The following is a 14,660-nucleotide window of genomic DNA, read 5'->3' on the forward strand; positions in this document are numbered from 1 at the left end:
CTCGTGACATCCCTCCAAGATTACATTATTAGCGCTTAATAACGCAACTAAGCACTAGGAAATATTGAAACTGATCCACTGCGAGGGAGAATCTACCAGCGAAAAGCCGACAGGCAAGTGCGGGTAAGATTTTACTGCGATGAAATACGGTCCAATCTGCCTCGTCGTTCTGTCGATAAAGTGACTGACGGAACAGCGATGCATCCTAGGTTTTTGCACGCTCAACCAAATGACAGGCTGGCGAGCGGGGATTGACATAAGTTAAGCGGCCGCGAAGCCGTCTACCTGCTCGCGGGGGATTTGCAGGCCTATCAGTTTTTCCACCAGGCGCAAGGCCTGATATTCGTCTTGCGACACCAGCGAAACCGCCTGACCGTTTTGTCCGGCCCGGCCGGTTCTACCGATGCGGTGCACATAATCGGCAGAAGAGCGCGGTAATTCGAAATTGACCACATGCGGTAATTGGGCGATGTCGATGCCGCGCGCTGCCACATCAGTGGCGACCAATACGCGAATCTCGCCGGCTTTGAAACCGGCCAAAGCGCTGGTTCTGGCGCCCTGGCTTTTGTTGCCGTGTATCGCAGCGGCTTTGATATTGGCGGTGTTGAGTTTTTCGGTGAGTTTATTCGCGCCGTGCTTGGTGCTGGTAAACACCAATACTTGTTGCCAGTCTTTGGTTTTGACCAAGTGGGTTAACAGCGCAGTTTTGGCGGTTTTACTGACCGTATAAACCCGCTGCTCGATGGTCTCGGCAGCGGCGTTTTCCACGGCCACTTCGATTTTGACCGGGTTGACCAGCAAATCGCCGGTTAGCTTGCGGATGTCGGCAGAAAAAGTCGCGGAAAACAACAGGTTCTGGCGTTTTTTCGGCAGCATCGCTAGGATTTTGCGAATGTCTTTGATAAAGCCCATGTCCAGCATGCGGTCGGCTTCATCCAGCACCAACATTTCCACCTTATCCAGTTTGACGGCGTTTTGACTCACTAGGTCCAGCAGACGACCCGGTGTGGCGGTCAAGATGTCCACGCCGCCGCGTAAACGCATCATTTGCGGATTGATCTTCACGCCGCCGAAAACCACTTCCGACTTTAAACGCGGTTGCTGATGCGCGCCGTATTTATTAACAGATTCGCCCACTTGCGCGGCGAGTTCGCGGGTCGGTGTCAGAATCAGTGCGCGGACCGGGCGATTGCGGCCATGGCTGGTCTGCGCCAAGCGCTGCAAGATCGGCAAGGTGAAGCCGGCGGTTTTGCCGGTGCCGGTTTGCGCGGCGGCGAGTAAATCGCGGCCGGTTAATACGGCGGGTATGGCTTTACTTTGAATAGGGGTAGGGGTGGTGTAGCCCGAATCGGCGATTGCTTTAATTAAAGCCTCGGATAAACCGAGATTGGAAAATGGCATTAAGGGTCTCAAAGGGGAAAATAAGGGGAAAATAAGGGGAAAATAAGGGGAGAAATCTGTGTTCGGCAGCGCTGCTGTCGCGATGTCCGCCCGGGGACTAAGGGAATTACATATTGAAGATGAACTTTCAGGCTGCAGTCTATCACGGTTACTGGTTTAATGTTAGGAAACCCGTGTTAGCTTGATCTGACGCTTGTTCGTTGCGGCGAAATTGATGTGCAAAAGCCGTGTTCAAATTGCCAAACTGGCCAGATCGATCAGTATCTCGCGGATTTTTTCCGCCGCGCCCAAATGATTGGCAATACGTATATCTATTTGCGGATTCACGTCACGTATTCTTTGCACTTGTTCGGGAATATCGATGCTGACGTGGCGTCCCGCCGACAGGAAATAAGGCATCACGACAATCTGCCGCGCGCCGTGGGCTATTTGTTGGCGTAAGCCTTGGGCAATAGTCGGTTCGGCGATTTCTAGAAAAGCATAGTCTATTGCGGCGAAGCGGGTAGGCGCCAGCCGCAGTTGTTCTATCAGCTCGCGAATCTGAACATTGGAATCCTCCCGGCGGCTGCCGTGCGCTACCACTAGTAAATGTGTCACCGGACAGCCTTATTCGATGTCGATATGAATTTCATTGCGGCGTAAGGCAGGTAAAGTCCAAGGCGGATCATAGGCCGCCGAACGCGCGGCAGATAGGGCAGTGAGCTGTTGTTGTTCGATCCAGGCCATCAATAGGCGGCTTTTTTCGTTAATTTTTTCCAAAGTCAGACTGCCCGAGTAGCGCAACACCGCGACTTTTTTCGTGGGTAAAGCTTTGATAGTCACTTGGGGATCGATTGGCGTTGGTAAGGTTTCGAGACTGTAACCGTCCGGCATCACAAAAGCCATCGTCCATTTATTATCGACTGCCTGCTGTAACACTGGCGCGGTCATCGCGATGTGTTCGCCGGCATTTTCCCGAAACACCGGGGCGGTCATGGCCATCTGTTGCTTTTGCTGATTCCCACCAAAAATATAGCCAGCCAAGCGATTGAAACCGATATTGCCGGCTTCCGCGTAATCGGCGTCGATCACGGTTTCGGCAATCAATAAGGGGGGATATTGCCTGATTTGCACGTCTCCTTGTTCCGAGAGCAATTGGTATTGCGGCTCTGCGCTGCTTCTAATGCCCATCACCGTACATCCAGTCAAAATCAGGCTGTCGAGTAGTGCTAAGGGGTTTTTCATGTAAACGAGTCTTGTCAAATAGGGTCATGTTTTTCCATGGCCGGAGCGAATGCTGCAACTGGCATCTTGGCAGGGTTTGGCGCCAAACAAAGTACCTAAGCGTAAACGGTGCCGGGCAAACCATGCATACAGACGGTCAAATAGCGGTTTTATCAGAGGCCAGCGGGTGGGAGCCATCAGCCATCCCAAGCCGACAGCGCTGTATGCAGCGTAAAATACCGGCATGCCCTTGATTAAGCGGCCATCGGCATCCACGCCATGGATTTCCGCCATCAATTCGTCCAGCGATTTGCCATAGTGCGCCGGATTAAACCCCTCGGCATGAATATCTTGCAAACCCAGCTTGTTTTGCTTGTTTCGCGACTGCAACCAGGTCACTTCCCTCCGGCAAATGGGGCAGCGACCGTCGTAAAGTAGCGTGAATTCGTGTTGGCTATTCATGAGGCTGTTCCGGGAAGTGGTGTTAGCGAGTTTGTTTTATCCCGGCTGGCGACTCAATAGCCCTGCAGGTCTGTATTGATTTGATTTTTATTTTCACAATGTTTGCGCGGCTTACATTCGCTCCGGCAAAAAAGTCCCCTCGCGATGCGGGACTCGCGCAGTAGGCGAGAAACTCGCATCGAAGGGGATTACGGGCTATCAAGCACCCCTCTGAGGACGGAACGTGTGTCAGGAATCAACAAATTTAGCACTCCGCAATCTACCAGCGGATGTGGCGGAAGCAAGGGGGCGAATGCTAAAAAAGGTAGGGTGATCTCGCCACATTCCCGCTTTCTGGGCGGCAGGGACAAAAACGATGTTGATAGGCTATTCCAGCGATAGTTCCCGTTTTATTGTTTATGAAAAGGGAATTATGAATAACTTAAATGGCTAATTGTAAATTTTCGACAGGGGATTATAGTGAAGCCGTAGTTTAGAGCCACTGCAAACGCTTGATGCAGAGCAGATAAACGCTTCAGGTAAGCTTAGGAAAAACAGTATTGCCTATCCTCAGTTTACTGTGGGTATTTGGAACTTTTCGATGGATGAGTTGGTTATATCTACGCTGTGGTTCGCTGCTGCGAATTTTCAGAACTTTGATTTTTGTTGGACCCGCTAGTGCTTTATGTTTTATGTGTGACCTCCCTCGTAAGCAGTGACTCCGGCACTGCACACTCTATAGCCTCTATCGTGGTATTCGGTAGAGGCTTTTTTTTATCTACATGACGGGCTATTTGCTCCGTACGTGGTAAATCGCGTAGCCGGCAAAAAACATGGTTAAAAGGTAAATTGTCACTGTAATCATTTTGTACTCCTGGTTATCTTTATTGTTGTACGGCATTTATAACAGAAATCCGGGTACATAATCCGGTAATTGCTTTGGCAACAGCTTTTGCGTGTTAGTGTTGTCGGCGCTGATCGGGGTTTTCCACAAAAACTGTGGATAAGCTTGTTGGTAGGCTGGTAAAAGTTAGCGCAAGTTGCTGTATTTAAGTAGGCGCTCGTAAATTGGCTAATAATTGACCACGGTTACCTGATTCATCAATTACTCAACACCGGAAATCGATATCTGCAACCTTTGTTTGCCGATCATTTTGACGGAAAATTTTCTAAGCTCTTAGCTGCTCTTCGCCTAGAATGTCTAATCTGCATGGCAAACTTTCAGGATATTTTATGCAAATTCTTGGTGTGGATATTGGCGGTTCGGGTATCAAAGGTGCGATTGTCGATACCTTGACGGGCGAACTGGTTTCCGAACGGCATCGGATCGATACGCCGCAGCCGGCAACACCCGAGGCGGTAGCCGCAGTGCTGGCGCAATTGGTATTGCACTTTGGCTGGACTGGACCCATAGGCTGCGGTTTTCCGGCAGCGATTCAACAGGGCGTTGTGCGCACGGCCGCTAACATCTCCAAGGCCTTTATCGGCACCAATATCGATAAATTGTTTTCAGAAGCCACTAACTGCGAGTGTCACAACTTAAACGATGCGGACGCGGCAGGTATTGCGGAAATGCATTTCGGCGAGGGTGCCGACCAAAAAGGCGTAGTTCTGTTGATTACCATCGGCACCGGTTTGGGAACCGCGCTATTTACCGATGGCCATCTGCTGCCCAACACGGAGCTGGGTCACGTGTATCTGGAAAATGGTCTGGAGGCAGAGCGTTTCGCATCCGATGCCGCCCGTAAACTGCAAGATTTGGGTTGGAAGGCTTGGGGCAATCGCTTCAACATTTATTTGAATACGATGGAAAAACTGTTCTGGCCCGATCTGATCATTTTGGGCGGCGGTGCGAGTAAAAAATTCGATAAATTCAAAGAGCAGATAGGCATAAAAACGCCGGTCAAGCCGGCGGCATTTTTAAACCAGGCCGGTATTGTCGGCGCGGCTTTATTTGCTAAATCGAAAGTTACTTGAGCGATGGCGCTTCAGGACAGAAAACCTTGTTATTGAAGACGGTAAAACAAGAGTTTTTTCAAGTAGCGCTAATATTTTTTACCTTCGATAAATTCTGTTTCCAAGTCACCTTGACTATGAAATTACCCGCGGTAACCTAAGTTCATGAGGTTGCGGGCAGTGAAAAATTTATTTTTTCCGTGAGAGCAATCAGACAAGATAGTCGGCAGCCTCATATTTTCCATATGTAGTAAAAGCTAATTTTCTGACTTCTTGTATCGCAAGCTTGTCGGAGATTGGTGCAAATCATGGGTGGTGCTGGTGACGCAAGCCTCTAGGTCGGGAGATAGCTAGAGGCCCGTCATCAGTATCATTCCTGGTAGTTTCTTTATCCCCAAATGACTAAAACGCCATGTACCAGCGTTTTAGTTTGTTCCAACGCCAAGTGCCTTTACTGCCCAATCCCGCCCGTGTACCATGCTGCGAACTATCGCGCCGATATTGCTGATGGATGTGCCGGCGCCGTTATCAACCGCCGACCGAAGCGAGAAAACTCATGACAACGCTCAATATCAACGGTAAAAGCCGCAAGATAAATCTGCCCGCTGACACACCACTGCTTTGGGCGCTGCGCGACCAATTAGGGTTGACCGGCACCAAGTACGGTTGCGGCATGGCAGTCTGCGGCGCCTGTACGGTGCATATCGACGGTGAGCCAACGCGCGCTTGTGTCACGCCTATTTCGGCTGCGGTGGGCAAAAAAATTGTCACTATCGAAGCGATAGAACAGGATCAGACCGGTAAAAAAGTCCAGGACGCTTGGTTGAATTTGGGCGTGCCGCAATGCGGATACTGCCAGGCCGGGCAAGTGATGGCGGCTACGGCTTTGCTCAAAAATCATCCGCAACCCAGCGATGCCGACATCGATAAAGCCATGAGCGGCAATCTATGCCGTTGCGGCACTTATCCGCGGATTCGCGCCGCGATCAAGCAGGCCGCCGGTTTACCAGAGGTGCAATCATGAAAAACTCAGCCGAATTTCTGCAAGCCAATGCCGAGCAAAGCGATACCGACGACGGTTATTTGATTGACAACGTCAGCCGCCGGACCTTTATCAAGCAGTTTGCTCTGAGCGGCTTTGTGTTGGCCGTTGGCCTGCCTACTTTGCTTAAGGCGGACGAAGCCGCAGCGCCCGCAGCCGCCGGCAAGTTTGGCGCCGATGCGATGCCGCACGGTTGGGTCGATAATCCTTTGGTGTTTGTGGCCATTGCCGCCGACGGTGCGGTCAATATCATCTGCCACCGTTCCGAGATGGGGCAGGGCATACGCACCAGCTTGCCGATGGTGGTGGCTGACGAGCTGGAAGCCGACTGGTCCAGGGTGCATGTCGTGCAGGCGCCCGGCGACGAAAAGCGCTTTGGTAATCAAGACACCGACGGTTCACGCAGCATGCGCCACTTTTTCATGCCGATGCGCCGGGTCGGCGCGGCCGCCAGACAAATGCTGGAAGCTGCGGCGGCAGCCCGTTGGCGCGTGCCGGTAACAGAAGTCCGCGCCGAGCAACACCGGATACTGCACGTCCCCAGCGGCAAAGCCTTGGGCTACGGCGAATTGGCCAAAGCAGCGGCGAAATTGCAGGTGCCAGACCGCGATAGCTTGCGTTTGAAGAATTCTGCGGAATTTCGTTACATCGGTAAAGGCCGGCAAGGCATTTATGATGGCCGGGATATTGTGTCCGGACGTGCCATGTATGGCATCGATACCCAACTGAAGGGCCTGCTCTACGCCGTCGTGGCGCGGCCATCGGTATTGGGCGGCACAGTTTTAAAATTTGATGCCAGCGCCGCACTGAAGGTGCCGGGTGTGGTAAAGGTCGTGGAACTACCTAGCAGTCCGCTACCGGCCGAATTTAATCCGCTTGGTGGCGTCGCGGTGATTGCCAGCAACACCTGGGCGGCTATTCAGGGCCGCAACGCCTTAAAAATCGAGTGGGACAATGGCGAACACGCCAGCTACGATTCTCTAGCTTACAAAGCCGAACTGGAAGCCGCAGTCCGTCAACCAGGCAAAGTGGTGCGCCAACAAGGTGATGTCGATGCTGCCTTGCAAGGCGCGGCCAAACGCCTGGAAGCGGAATATTATTTACCGCATCTGGCGCAAGCGCCGATGGAACCGCCGGCAGCGACGGCACGTATCGTCAAGGGCCATTGCGAAATCTGGACTTGTACCCAGGCGCCGCAGTTAACCCGGGATAAGGTCGCGAAATGGCTAAAACTGCCGGAAGACAAGGTGACAGTGAATGTTACGCTGCTGGGTGGTGGATTCGGCCGTAAATCCAAGCCCGATTACGTCATCGAAGCGGCCTTGTTATCGCAAGCGATGCAAGGCAAACCGGTGAAAGTGACCTGGACCCGCGAGGACGATCTGCATCATGCCTATTTCCATACCGTGTCCTTGGAACGCTTGGAAGCGGGTTTGGATGCGCAAGGCAAACCGATAGCCTGGCTGCACAGAACTGCGGCACCGAGCATTTCATCTACTTTCGGACCGGACAGCAAGCAACAGATGCCGGTGGAATTGGGGATGGGCGTGATTAACGTGCCGTTTGCCATCGACAATCTGCGCATCGAAAATCCGCCGGCCGCCGCGCATACCCGTATCGGCTGGTTTCGCTCGGTATCCAATATTCCGCATGCGTTTGCCGTGCAGTCCTTTGTGGCGGAAATGGCGACCGCGGCCGGCCGCGATCATCGGGATTTTCTGCTGGATTTAATCGGTCCGGCCCGGCGGATCGATCCGACCAGTTTAAATGACACCTGGAACCACGGCGAATCGCCGGCGCTTTACCCGGTCGATACCGGCCGTCTGCGCCGCGTGATCGAGACGGCCACTCGCGAAGCCGGCTGGGGCCGGCAGTTGCCCAAAGGCCATGGCTTGGGGTTGGCCGCGCATTACAGCTTTGTGACTTATGTGGCTGTCGTCGTGGAAGTGGCGGTGGATGAGGCCGGCAAATTAAGCATCCCTAGAGTCGATGTGGCGGTGGATTGCGGACCGCAAGTCAATCCGGAGCGGATTCGTGCGCAGATCGAGGGGGCTTGTGTCATGGGTGTCAGCTTGGCGACGCTCGGTGAAATCAGTTTTAAAAACGGCGCCGTGCAGCAAGACAATTTTCATGCTTATCAACTCACGCGCATCGATGACGCGCCACGCGAAATCAAAGTGCATCTGCTGCCGCCCGCCGAATTCGATACGCCCCTGGGCGGGGTGGGCGAACCGGGCGTGCCTCCGATTGCGCCGGCACTGTGTAATGCGATTTTTGCCGCCACCGGGCAGCGGATCCGGCAGTTACCGATAGGCGATCAGCTGCTGAAAGACTGAGAATTTATGGGCATGGCGGTGAGCTGAATTAGCTTGCCGCACCCGTTTAAAGCTTTGGTAAAACCGGTCGATAAATGGATGCCAGCCGAAACATGGCGGGTACTATTCAATCCAGAGGAGATAAATCATGTCATCCGTATCGGGAGTAGGTTCAACACCGTATTTCCCTATCACCAACCAAGCGAAACAGCCCGCAGCCAATCAGCAAGCAGCAACGCCGCCCGTGCAAGCGGTTGTGAAAGACACAGATGGCGATAATGATGCAAGAATAGGCAGCAAAATCGACACCTATGCCTGATAGGCCAGCGGTGCCAAGCAGTAAGAAAAAGCCGGGTAACACCGGCTTTTTCTTTTTTAGGGCTCAGGGCTATGGAGTTTGGAGAAAACGCTGCTTGGCTTCGTTGTCTTCGCGTGCGGCGTCTATTTCGCGGATCACACTGCGTAGATCGGCTGGTTTATTACTGTCTGCGAAATGCCCGGTCAGCTGAGTTTCCGGGTGCAAATCGCCGCTTTGGTATAGCTTCCACATTTCCTTACCAAAGCGTGTCGTCAACAATTCCGGGGCGAACTGGCCGAAGTAGGCGGCCATATTAGCAACGTCGCGCTCCAACATCGCGCGGGCGTTGTTATTGCCGGCAGCGTCCACCGCTTGCGGTAAATCGATAATCACTGGCCCGTCGCTGCCGACCAGCACATTGTATTCGGACAAATCGCCATGTACCAAGCCATCGCAGAGCATGCGCACGATCTGGTCAATCAGAAACGCATGGTATTCGCGGGCCAGCTCGGCCGGCATTTCCAGGTCGTTGAGTCTAGGCGCCGGGTGGCCGTCGGCATCTGCGACCAATTCCATCAGTAGCACGCCGTCGATGAAGTTGTAGGGTTTCGGTACTCGCACGCCGGCATCCGCCAAGCGGTATAAAGCCGTCACCTCGGCGTTTTGCCAAGCCGATTCCTGTTCTTTACGGCCATAGCTACTGCCTTTTTCCATCGCGCGGGCGCGGCGGCTATTGCGCACTTTGCGGCCTTCCTGGTAAAGCACACTTTTTTTAAAGCTGCGCTGGTCGGCCTCCTTGTAAACTTTGGCGCAGCAGATTTCCGCGCCGCAACGCACCACATACACGGCGGCTTCCTTGCCGCTCTTCAGCGAGCCTATGACCTCGTCGATCAAGCCGCTATCGATTAGGGGTTCAAGTCTTTTCGGTGTTTTCATGCTGCCTATTATGCCGCGCTCGCAGGAATATCGCGCAAAACTTCTGCCAATCGATGCACTTTTAGCCGCGAGAACAATCCTTAGGGTTCGCGCAGGCTCAAATCAATAATCGGCGCGTAAAGCCGATACACTGAATCGCCGTTGATTTCTCGGTGGCGCACCCTTAGATAAAATCGGGTTTGCCGGGTTCGCGTAGCCTCTGCTAGTGCGCTTGGTTTTACTTTGGTGTTGGTGAATAGGTCGCTTTTTGACATTTTGCTGTTACATTAGCGCTTTTATAAAACGACTCGGCAAGCACCGCTCATCTCATATCATGGCAGATTCAAAACATATCATCATCGTTGGCGCCGGCCCTGGCGGCTTGTGCGCCGGCATGTTACTCAGCCATCGCGGCTTTAAAGTGTCCATATTCGATAAACATCCCCATGTTGGTGGCCGCAATCGGGCCATTACGATGGACGGGTTTACCTTCGATACCGGTCCGACCTTTTTATTGATGAAGGGTGTTTTGGATGAAATGTTTGAATTATGCGGCCGGCGCAGCGAGGACTATATGCAGTTCATGCCGCTCAGTCCGATGTACCGGCTGTTGTATGACGACCGCGAGATCAATGTGTTTTCCGACAGGGAAAACATGCGCGCCGAACTGGAGCGAGTTTTCGATGAAGGCAGCGCCGGCTACGAGCGTTTCATGGATAACGAGCGCAGCCGCTTCAATCGTTTGTACCCGTGCATTACCCGCGATTACTCCAATTGGTCTTCGTTCTTCTCGCTGGATTTGATCAAGGCCTTGCCCTGGCTGGCCTTTCCGAAAAGCGTATTCAACAACCTGGGCCAGTATTTTGATAAGGAAAAAATGCGCCTGGCGTTTTGTTTCCAATCCAAGTATCTGGGCATGTCGCCATGGGAGTGTCCGGCACTGTTTACCATGTTGCCGTACCTTGAGCATGAATACGGAATTTACCATGTGGCCGGCGGTTTAAATAAGATTGCGACGGCGATGGCGCAAGTGGTGACCGAGTCCGGCGGCGATATTCATCTGAATGCCGAAGTGGCCTCGCTGATCGTTGAAGACGGCGCGACCAAGGGTGTGAGACTGCAAAACGGCGAGGAAGTGCGCGGCGACGAAGTGATCGTCAATGCCGATTTTGCCCACGCTATGACGCATTTGCTGGAGCCCGGTACCTTGCGCAAATACGATCATCAGCAATTGCAAAAGCGCGAGTATTCCTGCTCGACCTTCATGCTCTATCTGGGCCTGGATAAACAATACGATCTGCCGCATCACACCATTGTGTTTGCCAAGGATTACCGTACCAATATCCGCAATATCTTCAGCAATAAAACTTTGACCGAGGACTTTTCGTTTTACGTGCAAAACGCTTCGGTCAGCGATGCCAGCCTGGCGCCGGCCGGCAAGTCGGCGCTATACGTGCTGGTGCCGATGCCGAATAACGACAGCGGCGTCGATTGGCAAACCCATTGCGCCGATGTGCGCGAGCAAGTGCTGGATACGCTGGGTGCGCGTCTGGGTTTGAGCGATTTACGAGAGCATATCGAATGCGAAAAGATCATCACCCCCGGCACCTGGGAAAGCGACGAACACGTTTATAAAGGCGCGACCTTCAGCCTGTCGCACAAGTTCAGCCAGATGCTGTACTGGCGGCCGCATAACCGCTTTGAAGAGCTGGATAACTGCTATCTGGTCGGCGGCGGCACCCATCCCGGCAGCGGTTTGCCGACGATTTACGAATCGGCGCGGATTTCCTCGAATCTGATTTCCCGCAAGCACCGGGTGCATTTCAAGGAAATTCAACAAAGTACCTGGCTGAAAAAAGCCAAGGCCTAAGCGGTGGCGACTATGCAGGCCGTATCGCCGGTCGATGGCCGGGTGTTGGGCGATTTTCCGGTTAGCGATGCAGCGGCGATTCAGCAGCAGATGCTGGGAGCGCGCGCTGCGGCACAAATCTGGGGCAAGCGGCCGGTAGCCGAAAGGGCGAAAATTCTAGCCAAGCTGGTGCCTTTATTGATGGCCGAATTAGACGCGATTTGCGAGCAAATCAGTCTGACTACCGGTAAAGTCCGCACCGAAGCCCTGCTGGGCGAGATTTACCCGGTTTTGGATTTGGCCCGTTATTACCAAAAGTACGCCGCCAATATCTTGGGCTATCAAGGCATTCCCACGTCACCCTTCGCTTTTCCCGGCGCCACTGCCGGCATCGAGCGGCGGCCCTACGGTGTGGTTGCGGTGATTTCGCCGTGGAATTATCCGTTTCAACTGTCGGTCGGGCCAATGCTGACGGCTTTGTTTGCCGGCAATGCGGTGCTCTTGAAACCTTCCGAGTTAAGTTTGCCGATTGGCCAGTTGGTTTTCGATTTATTCAAGCAATTGGATTTACCTGATAGTTTGGTGCAATGGTTGGTTGGCGACGGCGAAACGGGGGCGCGGCTGATCGACGCCCGCCCGGATTTGGTATTTTTCACCGGTGGTCTGAACAGCGGTAAAGCCGTCATGCAGCGCGCCGCGCAACACCCCATTCCGGTGTTGCTGGAGTTGGGCGGCAAGGACCCGATGCTGGTATTTAATGATGCTCAACTGCAGCGCGCCGCCGATGCAGCTTTGTACGGTGCGTTCTGCAATAGTGGCCAGGTCTGCGTGTCGGTCGAGCGATTGTATGTCCAGCAGGACTGTCACGATGAATTTTTAAGCTTGTTGCAACAGGGCGTTTCGCAATTGCAGGTCGGGCACGGCCCGCACGGCGACTTGGGTGCAATGACCAGCGAAAGGCAAATTGCAGTTGTCGAGGCGCATTACCAGGACGCCATTGCCCAAGGCGCGCAAGCCTCCGGGCCGCTGGAACGGCAGGGTAATTACCTTAAACCCGTCATGCTATGGAATGTCCATCACGGCATGCGGGTAATGCGCGAGGAAAGCTTTGGGCCGCTGTTGCCGGTGATGGCCTTTGCCGATGAAGCCGAAGCCATCCGTCTGGCGAACGACAGCGAATTTGGTTTGAATGCCGGTATCTGGAGCCAGGATATTGCTAAAGCCGAGCGGGTCGCCGGCCAACTCGAAGTAGGTAACTGGGCAGTCAACGACGTGATCAAGAACATCGGCCATCCCGGCTTGCCGTTCGGCGGCGTGAAAAAAAGCGGCTTTGGCCGTTATCACGGCGCGGAAGGTTTGCGCAGTTTTACCTATCCGGTGGCCGGCATGACCAGCCGCAGCCATTTACCCAAGGAACCGAACTGGTTTCCGTATTCGGAACAGCGCTACCAGGACTTTAAAGGCTATATGGACTTTGTCTACGGCGAAGGTTCGTTGATACAACGCATCAAACGCAACTGGCCGGCGCTACAAGCTTTTCGGCAATATTCAGCGTTCGATTTAACCCAGCGCTGGCAAAATCTTAAATTACTGTTGTCATGGAAACGGGACTACTGATGAAGCAAAACAATAACAATAAACGTGTCGTCGTGATCGGCGCCGGTCTGGGCGGTTTGTCGGCGGCCATTTCGCTGGCTAGTGAAGGTTTCGCGGTGGAGTTGGTCGAAAAGAACGATAAGGTCGGCGGCAAGCTGAACATTATGACTAAAGACGGTTTTACCTTTGATTTGGGACCGTCGATCCTGACCATGCCGCACATCTTCGAAGCACTGTTTACCAAAGTCGGTAAAAACATGGCCGATTATGTCGGCATCGAAAAAGTCGAGCCGCATTGGCGCAATTTCTTTGAAGACGGCACGACCATTGATTTGTGTGAAGACCCGGAAAATCAGCGCCGCGAGCTGGACAAACTGGGCCCGAATACTGCCGCCGAATTCGCCAACTTTATGGCCTATTCCAGAAAGCTGGGTACGGAAACCGAAGCCGGTTACTTTGCCAAGGGCTTGGATACCTTCTGGGAATTGCTGAAGTTTTACGGCCCCATCCGCGCCTTGAATTTCGACGTATTTCGGTCGATGGATCAGGGCGTCAAACGCTTTATTTCCCATCCCAAATTGATCGACATCCTCAATTACTTCATCAAATACGTCGGCTCGTCGCCCTACGATTCGCCGGCTTTGATGAATCTGATGCCTTACATTCAATATGAATACGGCTTGTGGTATGTGAAGGGCGGTATGTACGGCTTGGCGCAGGCCATGGAAAAGCTGGCGATCGAATTGGGCGTATCCATTCGCTTGAACAGCGAAGTTGAGGAAATTCAATACCAAGCCGGCAAAGCCACCGGCATCAAACTGCAAGGCGGCGAAGTATTGGCGGCCGACATCGTAGTGTCGAATATGGAAGTGATTCCGGCGATGGACAAATTGCTGCATAACTCACCGGCGGAACTGAAAAAAATGCAGCGCTTCGAGCCGACCTGTTCCGGTCTGGTGTTGCATTTGGGTGTGAGCCGGTTGTATCCGCAATTGGCGCATCACAATTTCTTTTATTCCGATCATCCGCGCGAGCATTTCGATGCGGTGTTTCATAGCGGCAAATTGTCCGACGACCCGACGATTTATTTGGTGGCGCCGTGCAAAACCGATCCGAGCCAGGCGCCGGACGGTTACGAAATCATCAAAATCCTGCCGCACATCCCGCATATCAATCCGGACAAACCGCTGACGGCCGACGATTATTGGGCGTTGCGCGAGCGGGTATTGGCCAAACTGGAGCGCATGGGGCTCACCGATTTACGCCAGCATATCGTTACCGAGGAATACTGGACGCCGCTGGATATTCAGGCCAAGTATTATTCCAATCTGGGTTCGATTTACGGCGTGGTGGCGGACCGTTGGAAAAATCTCGGCTTCAAGGCCCCGCAACGCAGCAAGCAATTAAGCAATCTGTATTTCGTCGGCGGCAGCGTCAATCCGGGCGGCGGTATGCCGATGGTGACCTTGTCCGGACAGTTGGTGCGGGATAAGATTTTGGCGGATTTGGGGCAGGCTTAGCCCCAGGCAGACAAAAAATTCGGATTTGCATAAGCCGGTTAAATTTAAGCCTAAACTTAAGCGGCGTTTGTATGGCTTGGGGTTAGCCCGGCATAAACCCATTCGCGCCGGAGTGCAGTGTTCA

The 14,660-nt window shown here is 53.3% G+C and carries 13 protein-coding genes; 7 read left to right on the top strand and 6 right to left on the bottom strand.

Annotation, left to right across the window (positions count from 1 at the left end; translation table 11 throughout):
• Positions 1–261: 261 nt before the first annotated feature.
• The 4 genes from CWO84_RS21205 to CWO84_RS21220 all read right to left on the bottom strand — a co-directional run bounded on the left by CWO84_RS21205 (position 262) and on the right by CWO84_RS21220 (position 3,066).
• The gene (locus CWO84_RS21205) at positions 262–1,401 is read right to left on the bottom strand and encodes a DEAD/DEAH box helicase (protein WP_101055066.1); all 1,140 of its coding nucleotides are present in this window, start codon (positions 1,399–1,401) and stop codon (positions 262–264) included.
• Positions 1,402–1,632: 231 nt separating this feature from the next.
• Positions 1,633–1,998 (bottom strand): CbiX/SirB N-terminal domain-containing protein, encoded by a 366-nt coding sequence (locus CWO84_RS21210; RefSeq protein WP_101055068.1) that lies wholly within the window; start codon positions 1,996–1,998, stop codon positions 1,633–1,635.
• A 9-nt stretch (positions 1,999–2,007) separates the two neighbouring features.
• Complete coding sequence (locus CWO84_RS21215; protein WP_101055070.1) at positions 2,008–2,625, bottom strand: heme-binding protein; 618 nt, start codon at positions 2,623–2,625, stop codon at positions 2,008–2,010.
• A 24-nt stretch (positions 2,626–2,649) separates the two neighbouring features.
• Positions 2,650–3,066 (bottom strand): DUF393 domain-containing protein, encoded by a 417-nt coding sequence (locus tag CWO84_RS21220; protein ID WP_101055072.1) that lies wholly within the window; start codon positions 3,064–3,066, stop codon positions 2,650–2,652.
• A gap of 1,212 nt (positions 3,067–4,278) precedes the next feature.
• Between CWO84_RS21220 and CWO84_RS21225 the strand changes: the two genes are divergently transcribed.
• From CWO84_RS21225 to CWO84_RS24545, 4 genes are all read left to right on the top strand, one after another.
• Complete coding sequence (locus tag CWO84_RS21225) at positions 4,279–5,022, top strand: polyphosphate--glucose phosphotransferase (protein WP_101055074.1); 744 nt, start codon at positions 4,279–4,281, stop codon at positions 5,020–5,022.
• A gap of 535 nt (positions 5,023–5,557) precedes the next feature.
• Positions 5,558–6,025 (top strand): (2Fe-2S)-binding protein, encoded by a 468-nt coding sequence (locus CWO84_RS21230; RefSeq protein WP_033155785.1) that lies wholly within the window; start codon positions 5,558–5,560, stop codon positions 6,023–6,025.
• On the top strand, positions 6,022–8,379 hold the full coding sequence (locus tag CWO84_RS21235; protein WP_101055076.1) for a xanthine dehydrogenase family protein molybdopterin-binding subunit: 2,358 nt from the start codon (positions 6,022–6,024) through the stop codon (positions 8,377–8,379). Before CWO84_RS21230 ends, CWO84_RS21235 begins: the two co-directional genes overlap by 4 nt.
• Positions 8,380–8,506: 127 nt before the next feature.
• Positions 8,507–8,677, top strand: a complete 171-nt coding sequence (locus CWO84_RS24545) for a hypothetical protein (protein ID WP_165385976.1) — start codon at positions 8,507–8,509, stop codon at positions 8,675–8,677.
• Positions 8,678–8,746: 69 nt separating this feature from the next.
• Here CWO84_RS24545 and CWO84_RS21240 read toward each other — a convergent pair whose 3' ends face one another.
• On the bottom strand, positions 8,747–9,592 hold the full coding sequence (locus CWO84_RS21240) for a PA4780 family RIO1-like protein kinase (RefSeq protein WP_033155438.1): 846 nt from the start codon (positions 9,590–9,592) through the stop codon (positions 8,747–8,749).
• Positions 9,593–9,672: 80 nt separating this feature from the next.
• Complete coding sequence (locus CWO84_RS24550) at positions 9,673–9,846, bottom strand: hypothetical protein (RefSeq protein ID WP_165786396.1); 174 nt, start codon at positions 9,844–9,846, stop codon at positions 9,673–9,675.
• A gap of 59 nt (positions 9,847–9,905) precedes the next feature.
• On the opposite strand from CWO84_RS24550, the gene crtI (CWO84_RS21245) reads away from it, so the two are divergent.
• From crtI (CWO84_RS21245) to crtI (CWO84_RS21255), 3 genes are read left to right on the top strand one after another with little or no spacing between them, the layout of a single operon-like run.
• The gene (gene crtI / locus CWO84_RS21245) at positions 9,906–11,441 is read left to right on the top strand and encodes a phytoene desaturase family protein (protein ID WP_033155437.1); all 1,536 of its coding nucleotides are present in this window, start codon (positions 9,906–9,908) and stop codon (positions 11,439–11,441) included.
• Positions 11,442–11,453: 12 nt separating this feature from the next.
• Positions 11,454–13,037 carry an aldehyde dehydrogenase family protein gene (locus CWO84_RS21250; protein WP_240618116.1) on the top strand — a complete coding sequence of 528 codons (1,584 nt, stop codon included), beginning with the start codon at positions 11,454–11,456 and terminating at the stop codon, positions 13,035–13,037.
• Entirely contained in the window at positions 13,037–14,536 is a 1,500-nt protein-coding gene (gene crtI / locus CWO84_RS21255) for a phytoene desaturase family protein (RefSeq protein WP_033155435.1), read from the top strand. The genes CWO84_RS21250 and crtI (CWO84_RS21255) overlap by 1 nt, the downstream gene beginning before the upstream one ends.
• Positions 14,537–14,660: the final 124 nt, after the last annotated feature.

This window comes from Methylomonas sp. Kb3, from assembly GCF_002834115.1.
Taxonomy (GTDB): domain Bacteria; phylum Pseudomonadota; class Gammaproteobacteria; order Methylococcales; family Methylomonadaceae; genus Methylomonas; species Methylomonas defluvii.